This window comes from Rhizobium sp. 01L419 (assembly GCF_056400025.1).
Genome location: NZ_JBFTSM010000023.1, coordinates 58,599 through 76,141, shown reverse-complemented (window position 1 = coordinate 76,141; position 17,543 = coordinate 58,599). Strand labels below are relative to the sequence as shown.

General features: G+C 60.5%; 18 protein-coding genes. 9 read left to right on the top strand and 9 right to left on the bottom strand.

Annotation, left to right across the window (positions count from 1 at the left end):
- Positions 1–168: 168 nt before the first annotated feature.
- A complete protein-coding gene (locus AC1DUP_RS32345; RefSeq protein WP_477836772.1) occupies positions 169–1,680 on the bottom strand; it encodes an oligosaccharide flippase family protein in 1,512 nt (503 codons plus the stop codon).
- Positions 1,681–1,857: 177 nt separating this feature from the next.
- On the opposite strand from AC1DUP_RS32345, the gene AC1DUP_RS32340 reads away from it, so the two are divergent.
- The 8 genes from AC1DUP_RS32340 (at position 1,858) to AC1DUP_RS32305 (ending at position 9,084) form a co-directional block, all read left to right on the top strand.
- The gene (locus AC1DUP_RS32340; RefSeq protein WP_477836771.1) at positions 1,858–2,529 is read left to right on the top strand and encodes a PI-PLC domain-containing protein; all 672 of its coding nucleotides are present in this window, start codon (positions 1,858–1,860) and stop codon (positions 2,527–2,529) included.
- Entirely contained in the window at positions 2,526–3,155 is a 630-nt protein-coding gene (locus tag AC1DUP_RS32335; protein WP_477836770.1) for an HAD family hydrolase, read from the top strand. The genes AC1DUP_RS32340 and AC1DUP_RS32335 overlap by 4 nt, the downstream gene beginning before the upstream one ends.
- Positions 3,152–4,645: a glycosyltransferase family 2 protein gene (locus AC1DUP_RS32330; RefSeq protein WP_477836769.1), complete on the top strand. Its 1,494-nt coding sequence runs from the start codon at positions 3,152–3,154 to the stop codon at positions 4,643–4,645. The genes AC1DUP_RS32335 and AC1DUP_RS32330 overlap by 4 nt, the downstream gene beginning before the upstream one ends.
- Positions 4,638–5,381 (top strand): glycosyltransferase family protein, encoded by a 744-nt coding sequence (locus AC1DUP_RS32325; RefSeq protein WP_477836768.1) that lies wholly within the window; start codon positions 4,638–4,640, stop codon positions 5,379–5,381. Before AC1DUP_RS32330 ends, AC1DUP_RS32325 begins: the two co-directional genes overlap by 8 nt.
- Positions 5,382–5,469: 88 nt before the next feature.
- Entirely contained in the window at positions 5,470–6,447 is a 978-nt protein-coding gene (locus tag AC1DUP_RS32320) for a glycosyltransferase (RefSeq protein WP_477836767.1), read from the top strand.
- A gap of 394 nt (positions 6,448–6,841) precedes the next feature.
- On the top strand, positions 6,842–7,012 hold the full coding sequence (locus AC1DUP_RS32315; protein WP_477836766.1) for a hypothetical protein: 171 nt from the start codon (positions 6,842–6,844) through the stop codon (positions 7,010–7,012).
- Between the two features lie 58 nt (positions 7,013–7,070).
- Complete coding sequence (locus tag AC1DUP_RS32310) at positions 7,071–8,459, top strand: sensor histidine kinase (protein ID WP_477836765.1); 1,389 nt, start codon at positions 7,071–7,073, stop codon at positions 8,457–8,459.
- Between the two features lies 1 nt (position 8,460).
- Positions 8,461–9,084, top strand: coding sequence for a response regulator (locus AC1DUP_RS32305; protein WP_113320115.1), 624 nt, complete (start codon positions 8,461–8,463; stop codon positions 9,082–9,084).
- On the opposite strand, the gene AC1DUP_RS32300 is transcribed toward AC1DUP_RS32305, so the two are convergent.
- Complete coding sequence (locus AC1DUP_RS32300) at positions 9,081–9,623, bottom strand: hypothetical protein (RefSeq protein WP_477836764.1); 543 nt, start codon at positions 9,621–9,623, stop codon at positions 9,081–9,083. The two genes, AC1DUP_RS32305 and AC1DUP_RS32300, sit on opposite strands and share 4 nt — an antisense overlap.
- Positions 9,624–9,811: 188 nt before the next feature.
- On the bottom strand, positions 9,812–10,390 hold the full coding sequence (locus AC1DUP_RS32295; RefSeq protein ID WP_162805092.1) for a BA14K family protein: 579 nt from the start codon (positions 10,388–10,390) through the stop codon (positions 9,812–9,814).
- A gap of 259 nt (positions 10,391–10,649) precedes the next feature.
- On the opposite strand from AC1DUP_RS32295, the gene AC1DUP_RS32290 reads away from it, so the two are divergent.
- Positions 10,650–11,939, top strand: a complete 1,290-nt coding sequence (locus AC1DUP_RS32290; RefSeq protein ID WP_477836763.1) for a DUF763 domain-containing protein — start codon at positions 10,650–10,652, stop codon at positions 11,937–11,939.
- Between the two features lie 39 nt (positions 11,940–11,978).
- Here the strand turns inward: AC1DUP_RS32290 and AC1DUP_RS32285 are convergent, their stop codons facing one another.
- Genes AC1DUP_RS32285 through AC1DUP_RS32260 form a run of 6 tightly spaced genes read right to left on the bottom strand, consistent with a single transcriptional unit; the run spans position 11,979 to position 17,542 of the window.
- Positions 11,979–12,731 (bottom strand): transporter substrate-binding domain-containing protein, encoded by a 753-nt coding sequence (locus tag AC1DUP_RS32285; protein ID WP_113508334.1) that lies wholly within the window; start codon positions 12,729–12,731, stop codon positions 11,979–11,981.
- A gap of 22 nt (positions 12,732–12,753) precedes the next feature.
- Positions 12,754–13,671 (bottom strand): M14 family metallopeptidase, encoded by a 918-nt coding sequence (locus AC1DUP_RS32280; RefSeq protein ID WP_162765437.1) that lies wholly within the window; start codon positions 13,669–13,671, stop codon positions 12,754–12,756.
- A gap of 43 nt (positions 13,672–13,714) precedes the next feature.
- On the bottom strand, positions 13,715–15,088 hold the full coding sequence (locus AC1DUP_RS32275) for a dipeptidase (protein ID WP_477836762.1): 1,374 nt from the start codon (positions 15,086–15,088) through the stop codon (positions 13,715–13,717).
- On the bottom strand, positions 15,085–15,831 hold the full coding sequence (locus tag AC1DUP_RS32270; RefSeq protein WP_477836761.1) for an SDR family NAD(P)-dependent oxidoreductase: 747 nt from the start codon (positions 15,829–15,831) through the stop codon (positions 15,085–15,087). The genes AC1DUP_RS32275 and AC1DUP_RS32270 overlap by 4 nt, the downstream gene beginning before the upstream one ends.
- Positions 15,828–16,844, bottom strand: coding sequence for a 2-dehydropantoate 2-reductase (locus tag AC1DUP_RS32265; RefSeq protein ID WP_113508330.1), 1,017 nt, complete (start codon positions 16,842–16,844; stop codon positions 15,828–15,830). Before AC1DUP_RS32265 ends, AC1DUP_RS32270 begins: the two co-directional genes overlap by 4 nt.
- The gene (locus AC1DUP_RS32260) at positions 16,841–17,542 is read right to left on the bottom strand and encodes a creatininase family protein (protein ID WP_113508329.1); all 702 of its coding nucleotides are present in this window, start codon (positions 17,540–17,542) and stop codon (positions 16,841–16,843) included. Before AC1DUP_RS32260 ends, AC1DUP_RS32265 begins: the two co-directional genes overlap by 4 nt.
- Between the last annotated feature and the right edge of the window lies 1 nt (position 17,543).

Genomic DNA, 17,543 nt, shown 5'->3' with positions numbered 1-17,543 from the left:
CAGGTGGTTTCCCGGACAGAACAATGGTTGCCCGAGTGGGGTGATCTCACCCGCTCATTTGAGAATTAAGTCGATCCTCGCAAAGATATAGTTGCATGGTGGAGCGGCTTTCGAGCCTTGAGACGATCAACGAAGGCTCGCCTTTAACAGGCAGCCGCATCGGTGCCTCTATCGCGCGCTCGTCACATGGTTGAGTTCCATCATCAAGGCGCGACCGCTGGACCAGGCAATGACGGCATAGGCAAGGCCCCCGACAGCAACTCCCATCAACAGATCCACGAAGGGAAGATGCAGACTGCCGTCTGCCATATGGAGAGCCAGACCGACGGCACCGACCATGACGCAGGCGCCCAGACCGGCGGGGAAAATCCTACGCAACAAGGATGACCAGTGGAATCCCGTGCCGCGCCGCAGGAAGTACAGGGACAAGGCAGTCGTCAATGCCGCAGCCACCACTTGCGCGACGGCGATATTGAGCAATTCCGGCCCGATCCAGCCCGCGACCGCGAGGCAGGCGAGACTGGTTGCCGTAAACAGCATGTTCAGGCGCGGCAGCAGTGCGACCCGACCGATGATGCTGAGTACTGGCTCGTTGAGCATCTGGATAACGGCAATGCCGCGCGCAGCCGCCAGCAGGATGAGGACCGGCGCCGCTGCGAGCCACTGCGCGCCGAGCAGCGTGCTGATGAGCTGTTCCGAGATCACGGCAAGGCCCATGAAGACCGGAAGTGCCGCAAAAGCCGTCGCGGCCATGATCAGTCCCGTGAGGCGGCTGAGGCCCTCCACACCGCCACCTGCTTCACCCTGTTGGCGCGAGAAGTAGCTCCACGCCAGCATCCGCACGGGTTCGGAAACCAGTTCCGTGACGGCGCCGACGATGCGGCTTGCCATCCTGTAGACGCCGACTTCAGCAGCGCCGATGAAGAACACGATCAGGAACTCCGCGCCATAACTTTGCGCAAATTGCATCAGGCGCGATGCCAGCAGCCGCGTGGAGTAGGCGAGCGCCTCGCGGGCTGTGGCAAGCTTGAATTCGAACCGGGGAAGCCATCGCGCAAAGCTCGTGGACATAAGGAGTGCAACAAGCACGACGCAACACCGTCCTGCCGCGAGCGCGACGATACCCCAGCCGAGCAGCAACCCTCCGGCAGTCACGACAAGGCCCGAAAATTCCGAAGTCGACTGGTAACAGGCAAGTTCCCGGAGGCGTCGCCCCCTCACGAGCACGCCACTCTGGCAGATGATGAAGGTGCCGGGAACGATGGTAGCCATCAGCAGAAGAAGGGTGAGGAAAATTGATCCGGTTGGTGCCAACCAGACAAGGGAAACTGCAAGCCCGAGCAAGCCGAGAACGGTGAAGGCGAGGCCGCTCACCAGCGCGCAATAGAGAACAGTGCCAGGCAGCTCCCTATCATGCGGTGCAGCGATCAGATATTCACTCCATCCGGCTTCGGCAATCTTTGATTGCAACAAAACAATCGAGGAGACCATGGCAAAGATGCCGACCTCGACCGGCGAGAGGACCCGAGCGGCGACCAGCAGCGTGCCGATGCCGCAGAATTGGCTCACCAGGCGCGCGCCCGACACCCACAGTGCATCCCGTGATGTCGACGCGCTGCGTGGCTTCTGATCTTCTTCTGTGCCGGCGATTGCAGTTGATGCAACACTAGATGTGCCCATGGTCACACATTCTTTTTAGTTAAAACCGAGGTAAATTCTGCACTACTACGCGCCTTGCATGTGTTACCAAAGTAACAACTTTGGTGTATATTCTATATTGACGGTTTATACTCCCTTCTGCATAGTTAAGACGAAATTACAATCATGCATATGAGGATTGGTCGGAGGGGCATCATCATGATGATACTCGCACATCGCGGCTGGTGGCATGCGCCCCATGAGCGGAACAGTTTAGGGGCATTCAACAAGGCATTTGCAGCCGGACACGGCGTCGAACTCGATGTTCGCGATCTGAATGGCGAACTGGTTATTTCACACGATCCTCCTACAACCGGGGCGCTGCCTTTCGAGCGCGTTCTTGAGTGCTATACGGCAAATGGCGCCCCCGGACGGCTGGCCATCAACATTAAGGCTGACGGTCTCTGCCCGATCCTTGTGCCGATGCTCGAACAGTATGGGGTGACGAAACGCTCCTTCGTTTTCGACGCCTCGGTTCCCGATCTCAGGCCTTACCTCGACAGCGATATCCCCGTCTTCACCCGCTTCAGCGAGGTCGAGCTCTACCCGTCCTTCTACGAACGCTGCCAGGGTGTCTGGGTGGATTCCTTCACCGAGAAGCCGGCGTCGATCGAACGCGCGATCGCCGATCTCAGACACGGCAAATATGTCGCGATGGTTTCGCCTGAACTGCACAAGCGAGCGCATGAAGCGACCTGGGCCGCCTGGTCTGGCGAATTGCGGCAGGCTGCAAAGAGCGGTCTTCCACTTGAGCGGCTGATGATCTGCACCGATCTGCCCGATGCAGCCGAGCAGAGCTTTGCCTGGATGGTTGAGGAGGAAGTGACATGATCCGTGCTGTGTTGTTCGACATGGATGGCGTGCTGATCGACGCCAAGGAATGGCACTACGAGGCCCTGAACCGGGCGCTCGATCTTTTTGGCATGCCGATCGACCGGCAAGCGCATCTGACCACATTCGACGGCCTGCCGACCCGTCGCAAGCTGGAGATCCTCTCTCGTTCCAATGGCCTGCCGAAAGGGCTGAACGAGCTGATCCACGAGCTGAAACAGGACTATACGATGGAATTGATCTACACCCGCTGCAAGCCGGTGTTTGCTCATCAGTACGCGTTGAGCCGCCTCAAGCATGACGGCTACAAGATCGCCGTCTGCTCGAATTCGATCCGTGTCACCATCGAATCCATGATGCGGCGCGCCGGATTGATGGAATATATCGACCTCATCGTCTCCAACGAGGACGTCGCCCGCGCCAAGCCGGATCCGGAAATGTATGTGACGACGATGGAGCGCTTCGGCCTGAGGCCGGATGAGTGCCTCATCCTTGAGGACAATGAATACGGCCTGAAAGCCGCACGCGACAGCGGAGCTTACGTCATGCAGATCGGCACGCCGGCCGACGTCATCCACGGCCGGATCGTATCGGAGATCAAGCGTGTATCGGAGGTGATGGCATGATCGTCCTGTTCCCCACCACGGGCCCAAGCCCGCATTTCAGCCCGGAAGACTATGCTTATCCGCGCCCCCTCATCGAAGTCGCCGGAAAGCCGATGATCCTGTGGGCCATCGAGAACTTGAAGTCGCTCGGCGGCGACACGCATTTCCTCTTCGTCGTCGATCAGCAGGATGCCGTCAAATATTCCTATGAGCGGATCTTCGACCTGAGCACGAACGGCCGCTCCGAGGTGGTGATGCTGAAAGGCCCGACGGCTGGCGCGCTCTGCACTTGCCTGATGGCCATCGACAGGATCGGTCCCACTGAGCCGCTGGTTATCGCCAACAGCGACCAGATCATCGACACCCGCCTTGCATCCGTGATTGCGGAATTCGAGGCGGCCGAGGCAGATGCCGGCGTCATCACTTTCGAGACGATCCACCCACGCTGGTCCTATGCGACGCTCGGCGACGACGGTCTCGTCAACCGCACGTCCGAGAAGGATGTGATCAGCAACAAGGCAATCGCCGGATTCTACTATTTCCGCGAGGCCCAGATCTTCTTCAAGGCCGCGACTGCCGCCTTGCGGCACGGTGTCACGGTAGAAGACCGCTACTATGTCAGTTCCTCGTTGAACGAAGTGATCCTGGATGGCGGCCGCGTCGTTTCCGCAAGCATTCCCGCGGATCGCTACCACAGCTTCTACAACCCGAAAATGATCGAGAATTTCGAGGTGAACGGCGTACGCCGCCTGTCCTCCGCACAGGCCACACGGCCCGTGCAACTGGTGGTGCCGGCCGCCGGCCGGGGCAGCCGTTTTGCCAAGGTCGGCTTCACCCGCCCGAAGCCCTTCATCGATGTGCTTGGCCGGCCGATGATCCAGCACGTGCTGGAAAATACCCTGCCGCCGGGCGGACAGCCGACGGTCTTGCTGCTGCGAGAACATCTGGACAGCCAGGCGGATGGGGTGGCCGAGCTTCGCTCGCGGGGTGTCGAGGTCGTTTCGGTCGACCATGTCACCGAGGGCACTGCCTGCACCGTTCTTCTGGCGCGCCAGCACCTTGACGAGGAGGCACCCCTTCTCATCGCCAATTCAGACCAGGTGGTCGACATGCGCATCGTCGATTTCATCGACGACTGCATGTCGCGCGATCTCGACGGGTCGATCCTCGTTTTCCGCGATCCGAAGCGCGATCCGAAATGGTCCTTCGCCGAAACCGATGCGGCAGGCTTCGTGCTCAGGGTTGCCGAAAAGCAGCCAATCTCCGAACTGGCGACGGTCGGCATCTACTTCTTCCGCCGCGCCGGCGATTTCATGAAGGGGGCGCTCGACATGATGGTGCACAACGACCGCACCAACAACGAGTTCTATGTCTGCCCCGCCTATAATTACGCCATCCGCAACGGCGCTCGCATCGGCGTTTACGAGATCGACGTCAGGAGCATGCATGGGCTTGGCACACCCGAGGACCTGGCCGAATATCTGCAAGGCCGCGAGCCTGCCTATGCATGATGTCGCCACCAGACCGGACGCGACAGCGCCGCTGAACATCATCATTCCCATGGCCGGGAATGATTTTGAACGGGCTGACGGCTCGGTGAAGGCGGAAATGCCGGTGGAAGAGACGACACTGCTCGGCGCCACGCTGGAAGCGCGCGCTTGGTGGAACGGCGGCGCGGTGCCTGTTTTCGTACTAAGGGACAAGCCCGTATCGCGTCGCTACGCCAGGGAAACATTATTGACACGCTATCCGGCAGCGCGGATCGTCTGGCTGTCCGAAATGAGCGGCGGGGCGGCCTGGAGTGCTGCGGCCGGTGCGGCACTCGTCGCTTTTCCGGATGCGCCCGTCGTCGTCGATCTCTGCGACATCATGTTCGACAGCGATGCGGACATTGCTGCAATTTTTGCAACGGACCCCAATCTCGGCGGTCTTGCACTGACATTTGGCTCCCGCCATCCGCAATACAGCTATCTTAGCATTGGAGATGATGGCCGGGTGCTGGAAGCGCGGGAGAAGGTCGTCATTTCCGATAATGCATCGGCAGGCGTCTATGCCTTCCGCAACGTCGCCGTCTTTCATCTGGCTCTGGCCCACAGTCTGCAGAACCGGGCGAGCCTCTCGCATAACGGTCTGCTTTTTGTCTGCCCTATGCTGAATGGCGTTGTCGCGCACGGTTTGGATGTCCGGACTTTGCCGGTGCGTGACGTGTTCGATGTCAAGATCGCAGATACGGCCCTTGCCGGCTAGGCGTCGACGACGGGGGGAAGAGACGGGTCCCTTCTGCTTCCTCGACACGCGTTCGCGGGATCAGAGACCGAGTAAACGGGAGTTCACCATGACAGCCGGGATATTGAACAAATTACCCTCTCTCGCCATTATCATACCCTGCTTCAACAATGTTGAGACACTTGCCGAGGCGCTCGATAGCGCTCTCGCACAGGATTATCCTGACTTCGAGGTGCATATCTGCGACAACGGCTCCACGGACGGCAGTCGGGAAATGATCGCATCCTACTCGTCTCCACTGCTGAAGCCGGCCCTGCACCCGGACACCGTGCCGCGCACGGACAACTGGAATCGCGCCTATACCGCCGGTGCGAACGCCGATTACCTCGTCACGCTGCATGCCGACGACCGTCTCGCGCCGGGCGCGCTACACGCCATCGGGCGCGCGGCAATGCGCCACCCTGCCCTGATCCACGGCCGTTTCCGTCAGATCACCTATGAGGGTGATCCCATTCCCGGCCGCCGCTTCGGATGGAGTTACAGCAACAGCGGTGAGGCGTTCCGGGAATTGCTGCTGCTCAACAATATGGTCGCGATGCCGGGCGCAACCATCCGTACCGACGTCTTCTTCAAGGCCGGTCGCTGGGATCCCGCCTGGCAGTACCTCCAGGACATGGAGCTCTGGTGGCGCTGCGGCGAACTCGGAGAAGTGGCATTCGTCGCCGATATGCTTGGCGACCACAGAGCCTATAAGCATCCGCAGGCGCTACACCGACATGCCCAGGAGCATCTGCGTTGGGCGACGCGTAGCCTGCGGAATGCCCCGACCCGGCGGCTGCGGCAGGCCGCCGCAGATGGGCTCAATGCCTATCTCACACGCCTCGAGGCCGAAGTGGATGACTTGCCCGAAGTTGCGGCCAGTCTGGTGGATCCGGTGAGAGATGCCCGGGCAGCGCTTGCAAAGGCACCGGGAACGCGCGTCGATGCCCTTCGCCGGCAAAGACTGTTGCGCATGCGGGCTGCCTCGCTCTCGGCCATCGCCAACTTCTTTGGAAGGATTTCGCCCTGGCAAGCCTTATCGCGTTGAAAGCCGGCAGCATCCGTCCGCTCCAGATTGACGTGAGCGATGCCCTTCGCTCGCCTTTATGGCACGGCTGCCGGCCGGCCTGAATACTGCTCATTCGAAAGCCATTTAACAGTGGCATGCGATAGCCGTCATCGCGGGCATTCGCATTCAACCGCGGCGCCGACCGGGCTGCCAACAACCGCGCCGGTCGCGGCACCACCAGCGGCTCCGTTGACCGTCGGAAGCCCGGTCGACCGCCGCCAGACCAACGACCCGCATTCCCGGTGTTTCGAGGCTCGGACCTCAGTCGGATTTGCTTCGGACTTTGGTCTGATGACGGTCGGACTGAAGTCCCGCAGCCGGAACGCACTCTCTCCCCACTCGTTCGGCTCTCCATCGAAAGAGGAGTTCAATCATGGACGACAGGAACGACATCCCGGAAATTTCCAGCGCATGGAACGCATCCCTGCTGGCGCTCGTCATCTTTCTTGCCGCCATACTCTATGTTTTCGGTACGGCCATGTCGGGCGACACGGGCCAGTTGACCGCCAGCGTCGCGGGCGCAGACCTCATCGAGGCCAGGTGAACTGGAAAAGTCCGGCCAATGCGATAGTTTGAATGAATCGTCGCAACTCAGGTTGGAAATGAACTGGCTCTTACGCTGGAACGCCCGCTCCCTCGCCTCCCAATTCCTCATCATGGGAGGGCTTGTATCCCTCGGTGCAATGTTCGTCATCGGGCTTATCGTCACCCATCTCATCGAGGATGCCGTCATTCACAATTCCGGGGCTGCAACGGCGCTCTACGTCGATAGCGTCGTCGCACCATTGCTTCCGGACATGCAGCAGCAATCGCTGCTCGATGAAGCAAGCGCCCAGGCGCTCGACGAAACGCTCGGGCAGGGCGCACTCGGACGCCGTCTCGTGTCGTTCAAGCTATGGCGCCGTGACGGCACGATCCTCTACTCCAATGAAAAGGAATTGGTGGGGAAGACGTTTCCGGTCAATGGCAAGCTCGCCCAAGCATTTGCGGGCTCGCTTGTTGCACGTTACGAAGTCGCAAGCGACCCCGAAAGCGCCGAGGAGCGCAGGCTCGGCAGGGAGCTCATGGAAATTTACAATCCTGTTCTGCAGCCTTGGTCGGGAGAGGCTGTGGCAGTGCTTGAATTCTATGAAACGGCCGAAGGCCTGGAAGACAGCCTCACACGCGCACGGCTCTGGAGCTGGCTGGCCGTGGCCGGCCTGACCGCAATCTTCTTCCTCGTCCTCTCCATTCTCGTCTTTCGTGGCAGCCGAACGATCGAGGTCCAGCGCGAAGCGCTAAAGGCCAGAGTGGACGAACTCTCTGCGCTCCTCAGCGAAAATCGCGGGCTGCAACGCAGGCTTCAATTGTCCTCCCAGCGCGCCGCGGCCTTGAACGAAACCTATCTGCGCAGCATTGGCGCCGATCTGCATGACGGCCCCGCCCAGCACGTCGCCTATGCATCGTTGCGTCTCGACAGCAACCTGCTGGTCGATGCCGCCACCCAGCCGGAGGCGCGCGAGAAGGAACTCGCCTGGATCCGTTCGAGCCTTGCCGAGGCGATGAAGGAGATCCGCGATATCTGCAAGGGACTGGTCCTGCCGCAAATCGAGAAGGCTTCCATTACGGAGATCGTCAAACGCGTTGTCGAAGCCCATCAGCAGAAGACCGGCACCACCGTCGATACAACAATTGACGAGGACGATCCGGAACTTGCCCCCGCTCTGAAGATTTGCATCTATCGCTTCATTCAGGAGGCACTCAACAATGCCTATCGCCACGGCGGTGGCGTTCAGCAGGCTGTCAGGGCAACATCACAGGACGGCGGCGTCCGCATCGAAGTCAGTGACCGAGGCGAGGGTTTTGATCCGACACAGGTGAGACCGGCGAGCCTCGGCCTTGTGGGGCTCAAAGAGCGTATCGATAGCCTTGGCGGCGAATTCGACATAAAAACCGGCGAAGGCGGAACGGCTGTCATCATGACGTTCGCGCCGATGGAAGTGGAGGAATAGAATGACGTCCATCAAGGTCGGCGTCGTAGACGACCATCCGCTGTTTCGCGAGGGGGTGACCCGCAGCCTCTCCGAGGTCAGCGATTTTGTCGTCGTTGGAGAAGGCGCCAACACATCTGATGCCGCAATGATCGCCGCCGATACCCGGCCGGACGTGCTGCTTCTCGATGTGTCGATGCCCGGGGACGGGCTCTCGGTGATCGACGAGATTCTTTCCATAAGCCCGGATACCAAAATCCTCATGCTCACGGCCTCAGAGGAAGTTGATACACTCGTCGAAGCGCTGCAGCGCGGAGCAAAGGGCTACATTCTCAAGGGGGTTGGTTCACGCGGTCTGGCCGAAGCGATCCGCACCGTTTTCAAGGGGGCCCGCTACGTCTCCCCGGCGATGTCGGCCAAAGTCATGGAATATTCCTTGAGCGGCCAGGCATCGGACAGGGATGCACTTACCCCTCGGGAACGCGAGGTGATGGATCTCGTTGCGCAAGGCCTTTCAAACAAGCACATCGGCCTGCGTCTGGATCTACAGGAGAAAACGGTAAAGCATCATATGACCCAGATTCTGACAAAGCTCGGCGTCACGAACAGGACGGAAGCTGCCTTGCGGTGGCGTGAAAAACGCTAGCGCAGAAGGCGCGCGAGCCGGGCGCCGTCAGCAGATGTCGCCCGCCTGTTGATGATCGTGCGGCCTTTGCCGTCCTTCATGATGTAACGTCCCGCCCGAAGGGTTTCGGTTATTCCGTTCGTATGCCGGACGTCGATCGAGCCGTCCGTAGCTTCGCTCGCGCGTACTCCGGATGTCGAGGGCGCATTGTTCGCACGACCGGCGCCGTTCGAACTGGACCGGCTGTTCCCACTGCTATTGCTGTTGCCGCCCGAATTACCGTTACCACCCCCCCCGCCATTGCCGTTTCCGTTTCCCCCGCCATTGTTTCCCCCACCGTTGCCATTTCCCCCGCTATTACCGTTTCCATTCCCGCCGCTATTACCGCCGTTGCCGTTTCCATTCCCCCCGCCATTGCTGTTTTCGTTCTTTGCGAATGCTGCCTGGATGGCGAGCGAGGGAAATGAACCCGTCACCTCGACCTTCAGCGGCGCAAACGTCGCAACGGCAAGAACACTCGCACCGCAGCCCTTCAGGAAATTACGTTTCGAGATCACCATCGTCCTGTGCCTTGTGCCTCGTCCAGACTGGCCTGTCGAAAACGGAAAGCATGAGATTGACCGCTTGTTCCGAAATTGCAAGACGGTCGGACATAGGTACCAGGTGCCCTAGGACTTTGGTCCCGGATCTGGTGCAACGCGCACTCCGAAGGAAGGAACCTTCTACCGGGAAGAATTAGCGGCGTCGCTCAAATAACGGGAGAAACGCACTGACGTCTTGGCCCGCTGAACGGCTGGTAAGTATTGTCCGAAACGCGATAGGAATTATAGCGGGCAGCGCACGATGACATACGCGGGTCGGGGCTTGTATCCGTCGCCGGCAGCCCGACGGAAAGCGCTCCTTCGTCGGTCACGCACGGCTTGCGGGGTCCGCCGTCAAAGGGCTGGTACGTATTGTCAGCCACATTGTAGGACCGGTAGCGTTGTTGGCACAGGCTGAGATGACGGCTGTCAGCCATCCACTCCTGCTTCGGCTGCTCAATCTCCCCCGTCACGGCCGCTTCGGGTGGTGCAATGGCCGATGTGCCAACCAAACCGCCAGGCGTGGAAGACGAAGCGTTGGCCGCAGCCTGAAGAGGTGGAAGGCGCTTGTAGTCTTGCGTTTTGGGATCAACGCGGGTTGGTGTCGTCGTCCAGAGCGGTGCATCGAGGTTGGCGAAATGATGTGACTCCGCTTTGCGGAACCCATAGGACGCAAATCCAAGACCGCCAACCAGAACGGTCCCGGCCACTGCCAGACATATGGTTGGTGCAGCAAGCAACTTCATGACGCGGTCTCCATTTCCACTCCACATGAAATTGAAAATGCGGGGCTCTGGTTCCGTGACGGCTCAAAAAAATGCATTTTTGTGCATTTTTTTGTAGCTCCAGCCGCTCGCCTTTAGTGGAGCACAAATCCGTCGGTCGCGATCTCCAGCAATAACGTCAGCGATAGGAATTTATTGCCATCGCCCCGATTTTGACCGATAGCTGCTTTATCGGGGTGATCCGATCCATCACAGCAGGTCGCAGGCAGAAAGAGGACGCATGTCGCAAAGAGCGGGCAGCGCCGACCTCCCCCTTCACGGAGGGCGCGTGCCGCCATGGCTGGGCAACCGCATGACGACGCTCGGCGCGCTGATAACCGAGGCAATCGTCCACCATTACGGGCGTGACGAGTTTCTGCGGCGGCTTTCCCATCCCTTCTGGTTTCAGTCCTTCGGCGCCGTCATGGGCATGGACTGGCATTCTTCGGGGATTACGACCAGTGTTCTGGGGGCGTTGAAGCGGGGGCTGAAGCCGCTTTCAAAGGAACTCGGACTGCATGTCTGCGGTGGCCGCGGCGCGCAATCGCGCAAGACGCCGGACGAGTTGATGGCGATCGGCGACCGCACCGGGCTGGATGGCGCCGGCCTTGCCAAGACAAGCCGCCTGGTCGCCAAAGTGGACAGTGCAGCCGTGCAGGATGGTTTCGATCTCTATCTCCACGGCTTCATCGTCGCCGATGACGGTCACTGGGTCATCGTTCAGCAGGGCATGAACGGCGACAAGCGTCAGGCCAGGCGCTATCACTGGTTCTCGGAAGGATTGGAAAGTTTCGTCAATTCTCCGCATGCGGCCATCGAAGGCCGCTCGCAGGGCGAGATCATCAATCTGGCCGATCGGCGCGCGGAAAAATCCCGCCACGACCAACTCGATCTTCTCGCAACGCTCGGGCCGGACCGTATTATCCGCGAGGCGGCAGCCCTTGCCCTGGCCGCCGATCCTGCACCCGAGCCGAAACCCGCCGAACAGCCGATGCTGCCGCATCTCATCATGCCCGCACATCACGATGTGCGCGAAAGTGACGTCAATATGCGGCGTCTCCACGGCAATCTTGCTGCAGCTGCCGATCGCGGACCGGTCGATTTCGAAGATCTGCTGCTCGTGCCCGGCGTTGGTGCCCGCACCGTCAAGGCGCTGGCGCTCGTTGCCGAAGTCGTGCACGGCGCCCCGTGCCGCTTTTCCGATCCCGCCCGCTTTTCCATCGCTCATGGCGGCAAGGACAGGCATCCCTTTCCCGTACCGCTCAAGGTCTATGACGAGACCATCAATGTGATGAAATCGGCAGTCCTGAAGGGAAAGCTCGGCCGCGAAGAGGAATTGCAGGCCTTGCGCCGGCTCGACGACCAGTCACGCAGCTTGGAGCGTTATGTCACCGGCCCCGACCTCAAGGAAATCGTCGCCGGCGAATTCCGGCAATCCTCAGCCTTTGGCGGCCGCAGCGTCTTCGGCTGGGAACCGCCGGACGATATGTCAGTGGACGAAGCAGCGCGGCCTCATACGAACCGCCGCTGAGCGCGAGCTTGCAGATCGGCAGCGCCGAGTCAGACCTGTTCAAGCCTTTGGCGGAGCCACCGGTTCATCGGCAAAACCGGCAGCATCCAGCGCCTTGCGCACAAGGCCGGATGCCTTTGCCTGTTCCATGAAGTCGGTCAGCAAAGCGAGCGCCTCCGGTTTGTCCTTGCCGGTGGCGATGGCGATGCCTGTCTGCTGAAACCCGCCGTCAAGCACCCGCGAACCCGGCACTTGCGGGAGCAACGAGCGGAAAGCATCGCGTGAAAGCGCCAGAGCATCCGCCCGGCCGTCCAGCAATCGATTGACGCCTTCAGCCACCGTCTCCACCGGCTCCGGTCGGATGGCCGTGAGCGAGCGGGTAGCACTTCGGATCGTCGTGGTATTGGCGATGCCGACGACGCGAACACCGGCACGGTCGACCTGGGGCAGGCTTGTAATGCCTGACGCGGCAGTGACGAGATAGGTGCTTTCGATGATGTAATAGGCAGTTCCGAAGGCAACGCGTTTGCGCCTCTCGTCATCGACGGGCATGAAGCTTACATCGATTGCGCCTACTTCCAGCGCCTCGGTGCAGGCGCCGGAATTCGGGAAGACGACGATCTCCGCCTCTATGCCGAGCCTTGCGGCCAGTGCCCGGCCGATATCGACGGTCACACCCCGATAGGCGCCATCTTCCATCACGGCAAAGAAGGCAGACGCCACGGGCGCCAAGACGATGCCGAGGCGCAGCCTCCCCATAGGCGCAAGTTCGCGGATGATGTTAGCGGCTACAGGCTGTGTCTCTGGGCGCATTTCGGATTTCCTTGAGGATTGCTCAAACAGGCGTTCCGACGCCGAGCAACGCTTCCTTTTCGTTCACCGAGAGGCTCGTCAAGCGATAAAGGATGAAACCCTCATTTTCGGAACGAATGCTTGCCAACGTCTCGCCAAAGACGGTCCTGATCTCGCCCAGCAATTCGCCCGTCGCCACCGGTTCGCCGAGATCCTTCTTCGGATACCAGAGGCCGGTCACCGGTGCGGTGGGCACCCACATGGTGACGACATCGAGCGGCGTTACCGGCGCCTCGCCCGGCAGCATGCCCATATGCTGCATGACGCGACGGATGCCGTCTGTCATCTGCGTCACGGTCGGCTCGCCCCACAGGCCATTGCCGCTGACCTCAGGCAGGATGCTTGGAATGCCGAGCTTGTAGGAGGCGTCGACCGAGTAGCCGGAACCACCGGCCGCAACGGCGGTCTTGATGCCGAAGGCTGCCGCAAGCGCCTTCGACTTTTCGCAGCCCGCCGGGAAGATGGTGAAGGGTGCGAGGCCTTCGTCGAGGTCGCCGCCATGGCAATCGATATAGGCATCCGCCTTCGGAAACACTTCCGTCACCAGCCAATGCGCCAGCTGCTCGCTGGTCGTTCCATCCGGGTTGCCGGGAAACATGCGGTTCAGGTTCTTGCCATCCTGCGGCATGATGTAGATGTTGCGCCGATGAAAGGCCTCTACGTTCAGGATCGGCAGGACGATCAGGGTGCCCTTGATCTCCTCCGGCCTCGTCTTCATCAGCCGGACGGCCGCCTCGATGGAGCAGAACTCAGAGCCATGAACGCCGGCCGTGACGAGCAGGCATGGCCCTTCCTCTGCTCCTTCGATGACCGCGAAGGGGATTTCGAGTTCCCTCGTCGGTCGGATATGACCGAATTCCGACCGGGGCTTTCCGGTACGCAGAGCAGGCAAGGCTGTCATCGAACAATCCCCCATGAAAAGCGCTAGTTTGTCGTGGTTTCCGTCAGGCTGAGGCGGCAAGCCGTCTCAGCAGCATCGTCCAGGCCTGCATACCCAGCTTGAAATTCCCGAGCCGGAGGAATTCGTTCGGGGCGTGGTAATCCTCGTCTGCCGTGGAAAAGGAGAAGAAGATCGATGCACAGCCGAGATGCTTGCGAAAGGCACTGCCGATTGGGATCGTTGCCCCCATCGCCACCCGCAAAGGCCTTTCGCCGAGCAATTCACCGAGAACCTCCTCGGAAATTTTAAGCGCCGGTAGGTCGGGATCGACGAAATCGGCCTCGCTGCCCGGCCCGTGACGGTGAACCTCAAGCTGGAAACCCTTCGGCAGACGGTCCTGCAAGTGGCGGGTAATGGCGGCGATCACAACATCCGGCTTCTGCCCGGCAATAAGGCGGCAGGTGATCTTCGCGCTTGCCACATTCGGAATGACCGTCTTGGTGCCCTTGCCCTGATAACCGCCCCAGATACCGTTGAATTCCAGCGTCGGCTCCAGCCATTGCCGGATCAGCAATTCGCGGCCGCCATCGATCGGATCGCCACCGGCCACGCCGATCTCCCGGTAGTAGGCAGCGCTATCGAATCGCGATGTCTCGATTGCCGCGATGATCTTCGGATCGGGCGGCGTGGCGCCATCGAGAAAGCAATCGACGCTGACGCAACCATCCGGCCCGTGCATGGAGGCCAGAAGTGCGGCGAGTGCGGCGATCGGGTTTGGTGCGCTCCCACCGTGACGTCCGGAATGCAGGTCCTTGGCCGCACCAGTAATGGCAATATCGAGTGCTGCGAGACCGCGGCTTGCCACCGTGATTGACGGCTTGTCCGGGCGCCACATCGCTCCATCCGCCGAAAGCACGAGATCGCAGCTGAGCTTGTCTCGGTATTTTTCCAGCGTTTGCGCAAAATGCGGGCTGCCGGATTCCTCTTCGCCCTCGATCAACACTTTCAGATTGACGGGCAGACGTCCCTCGACCCGCATGAAGGCCTCGGCAACGAGGATCGGGATCAGCAACGGTCCCTTGTCGTCGGACACGCCGCGGGCATAGAGCCTCCCATCGCGCTCATCAGGCTCGAAAGGCGGCGTCTTCCATTTCTCAAGCGGATCGGGTGGCTGAACGTCGTAATGTCCGTAAACGAGATAGGTCGGCAGAGCAGGATCGGAGAGAATCTCACCGTAGACGGCCGTGTGGCCGCCGGTATCCAGCATCTCGACGGCAGCAAAGCCTGCCTTGCGCAGGCGAGCCGCCACGAATGCGGCAGCTTGGCGGATACCTTCGGCAAAGGCCGGATCAGTGCTGACGCTCGGTATGCGGCAAAAAGACTTGAGATCGTCCAATGCCGCCGGATAATTCTCTTCCAGATAGGTCTCGACGCTCATTTGCCGCCGTCCACGCTGATGACCTGGCCGGATATCCAGCCGGCATAATCGGAAGCGAAGAACATCACTATCGCGGCGATATCGTCAGGCAGGCCGAGGCGCTTCAGCGCGATGTTCTGCAGAAGCCGCGCCTGGCCCTCTTCCCCCATCGCGTCCCATTGACGCTCGGTGGTCGGGTTGGAACGCACGAAGCCGGGAGCGACATTGTTGACGGTAATGCCCCAAGCGCCGAGCTCGTGGGCGAGCTGGCGCGTCAGCCCGATCTGACCGGCCTTGGCGCTGGCATAGGCCTGAATGCCGGTCAGCGAAATGCCGAGGCCTGCGCCGCTCGAAATGTTGATGATGCGGCCGGACTTGCGTTTCTTCATGACGGGAGCCACCGCCTGCGCCATGAAGAAGGCGCCCGAGAGATTAACGTCGAAGATCGTCTGCCAGTCGCTCTCGGAAATCTCCTCGATCGGTCGCCCGACCTGGCCGCGCACGCCGCCGGCATTGTTGACGAGGATATCGACCTCGCCGAAGGTCGGTACCAGCGCGTGCACATCCGTGCGGTTGCCAACGTCGAGCACGTGGGTCGTGGTCTTTTCGCCGCAGAGCTTGACCGTTTCCTCAAGCCCCGCCGCATTGACATCGCAGACATGAACCCGTGCGCCGCGGCTTGCAAAACCCTCGGCAATCGCCCGGCCGAAGCCATGGGCAGCACCGGTGACGACGACCACCTTGCCTTCGAAGGAGATATTCATGCGACCCTCGCAAGCTCTTCGATATTGGCGATAGTGAGCGGACGTTTCCCGTCTTCAATCTCGTGGATCATGGTAATGACGCGGGCTGCAAGCGGGGTCGGAACACGCGATTCCTGGCCGATCTCCACAACCGGCAGCACTTGGGCATCGACTTCCGTCTTGCGCTTGCGCACCGCGAGGTCGCGCCAGATGCCGGAATGCGATTTTACCGATTTGCGATTGTGGACAGACATGTCGTCAAAGGATTTGTCTGTCTGTTCCGGCGTCGCCAACGGGCCGAAGGCGGCTGGATCGAAGCCGTCGAAAGCCTCTGGTTTGATATTGTTGATCGCGGCGACCGTCGCCACTTCCAGCGCCAGCTTGCGCAACACCGGCCGGGCGGTCGGATTATCGAGAACATCGGCAATGCTGTCATTTGTCAGCGCTGTGCCGAAGAGCAGCGCGCCATAGATCAGCTTGCCCCAGAGGAAGCCCCAGATATTGTTGGTGATCAAGGCCTTCGGCTCGAACTGCTTCATCAGTTCGTAAATATCTTCGGCACGGTCGGTAAAGCGCCCGTCGAGTTCGCCAATGACGACGGCGCCGTGGCCGCTATATTGCACCACAGCAGGCTCCAGATAGTCGGCACCGAAATTGACGAAGCAGCCGATCACCCGGTTTTCGCCGACGATGCGTGAGATGACGCGCTCGTTGAGACCATTCTGGGCGGAGACGACATAACCGTCGGAAGCGAGATGCTCGACGAGCATATGCGCCGCATCTTCGGTGTGATGCGCCTTCACGCAGAGGAAGGTGCGGTCATAGATGCCTTCGATATCTTCCGGCAGATAGGCCTTCGCCCTGACGACATCCTCGAAGATCGGTCCGACGATCTTCAGGCCTTTCTCGTTGATGGCATCGACATGGTCCTTGACGTTGTCAACGAAGATCACCTCGTTGCCGGCCCGGATGAAGGCGGCGCCGAGCGTGCCGCCGATCGCGCCGGCGCCCCAGATCAGGATCGGTTCGCTCATGCCCAACCTCCCTCGAGAAGCGCACGGGTCTCGTCGACCGCCACATCCCAGATCGCCTGCATCTCTTCGTCCGGCCGCTCGTAGTAACCGCCGAAATTGCCGTCGCCGAGATAGGCCTTGACGGCACCCGGCGACATCACCCGCATGCGGGCGAGATCGATCATCGGTTTCTGCTGCGTCGGTTGCTTGACGCCCTCAAGGCGCGTCCAGGGGAAATTCTCCATCCAGGAGGCGTGCGAAGCGACGGTGTCGATCTCCTGCACCTTGGCGAAAGTCTTCGGCGCGTTCCACCAATTGTGGAACTTCACCGCCGTATCCGGATTATCGGCCATCCATTCGATCGCCATGCTGCCGGCAGGCTGGTTGCCGCCATGGCCGTTGACGATGAGGATGCGGCGAAAGCCCTGTCGCCTCAAGCCATCGAGAATGTCGCGGATCAGGCTGATATAGGTCTCCTGGCGGATGCTGATCGTGCCCGGATAGGAGAGGAAATAGGGCGTGATGCCATAGGCAACGACTGGGAAAACCGGAATGCCGAGAGATGCAGCAGCATCGGCGGCCACTTTTTCCGACAGGATAGAGTCGACCGAGAGCGACAGGCCGGCATGCTGCTCTGTACTGCCGAGCGGCAGGATCGCCCGGTCATCGGTTTTCAGATAGGTTTCGATCTGCTGCCAGTTTGAATCGGATACTCTCATC

Bases quoted from the DNA above. Each gene is read 5' to 3' on its own strand.
- AC1DUP_RS32270 (WP_477836761.1), bottom strand. From the start codon at position 15,831: ATGAATATCTCCTTCGAAGGCAAGGTGGTCGTCGTCACCGGTGCTGCC.
- AC1DUP_RS32290 (WP_477836763.1), top strand. From the start codon at position 10,650: ATGTCGCAAAGAGCGGGCAGCGCCGACCTCCCCCTTCACGGAGGGCGC.
- AC1DUP_RS32260 (WP_113508329.1), bottom strand. From the start codon at position 17,542: ATGAGAGTATCCGATTCAAACTGGCAGCAGATCGAAACCTATCTGAAA.
- AC1DUP_RS32285 (WP_113508334.1), bottom strand. From the start codon at position 12,731: ATGCGCCCAGAGACACAGCCTGTAGCCGCTAACATCATCCGCGAACTT.
- AC1DUP_RS32340 (WP_477836771.1), top strand. From the start codon at position 1,858: ATGATGATACTCGCACATCGCGGCTGGTGGCATGCGCCCCATGAGCGG.
- AC1DUP_RS32320 (WP_477836767.1), top strand. From the start codon at position 5,470: ATGACAGCCGGGATATTGAACAAATTACCCTCTCTCGCCATTATCATA.
- AC1DUP_RS32335 (WP_477836770.1), top strand. From the start codon at position 2,526: ATGATCCGTGCTGTGTTGTTCGACATGGATGGCGTGCTGATCGACGCC.
- AC1DUP_RS32305 (WP_113320115.1), top strand. From the start codon at position 8,461: ATGACGTCCATCAAGGTCGGCGTCGTAGACGACCATCCGCTGTTTCGC.
- AC1DUP_RS32345 (WP_477836772.1), bottom strand. From the start codon at position 1,680: ATGGGCACATCTAGTGTTGCATCAACTGCAATCGCCGGCACAGAAGAA.
- AC1DUP_RS32325 (WP_477836768.1), top strand. From the start codon at position 4,638: ATGCATGATGTCGCCACCAGACCGGACGCGACAGCGCCGCTGAACATC.
- AC1DUP_RS32310 (WP_477836765.1), top strand. From the start codon at position 7,071: ATGAACTGGCTCTTACGCTGGAACGCCCGCTCCCTCGCCTCCCAATTC.
- AC1DUP_RS32315 (WP_477836766.1), top strand. From the start codon at position 6,842: ATGGACGACAGGAACGACATCCCGGAAATTTCCAGCGCATGGAACGCA.
- AC1DUP_RS32265 (WP_113508330.1), bottom strand. From the start codon at position 16,844: ATGAGCGAACCGATCCTGATCTGGGGCGCCGGCGCGATCGGCGGCACG.
- AC1DUP_RS32295 (WP_162805092.1), bottom strand. From the start codon at position 10,390: ATGAAGTTGCTTGCTGCACCAACCATATGTCTGGCAGTGGCCGGGACC.
- AC1DUP_RS32330 (WP_477836769.1), top strand. From the start codon at position 3,152: ATGATCGTCCTGTTCCCCACCACGGGCCCAAGCCCGCATTTCAGCCCG.
- AC1DUP_RS32275 (WP_477836762.1), bottom strand. From the start codon at position 15,088: ATGAGCGTCGAGACCTATCTGGAAGAGAATTATCCGGCGGCATTGGAC.
- AC1DUP_RS32300 (WP_477836764.1), bottom strand. From the start codon at position 9,623: ATGGTGATCTCGAAACGTAATTTCCTGAAGGGCTGCGGTGCGAGTGTT.
- AC1DUP_RS32280 (WP_162765437.1), bottom strand. From the start codon at position 13,671: ATGACAGCCTTGCCTGCTCTGCGTACCGGAAAGCCCCGGTCGGAATTC.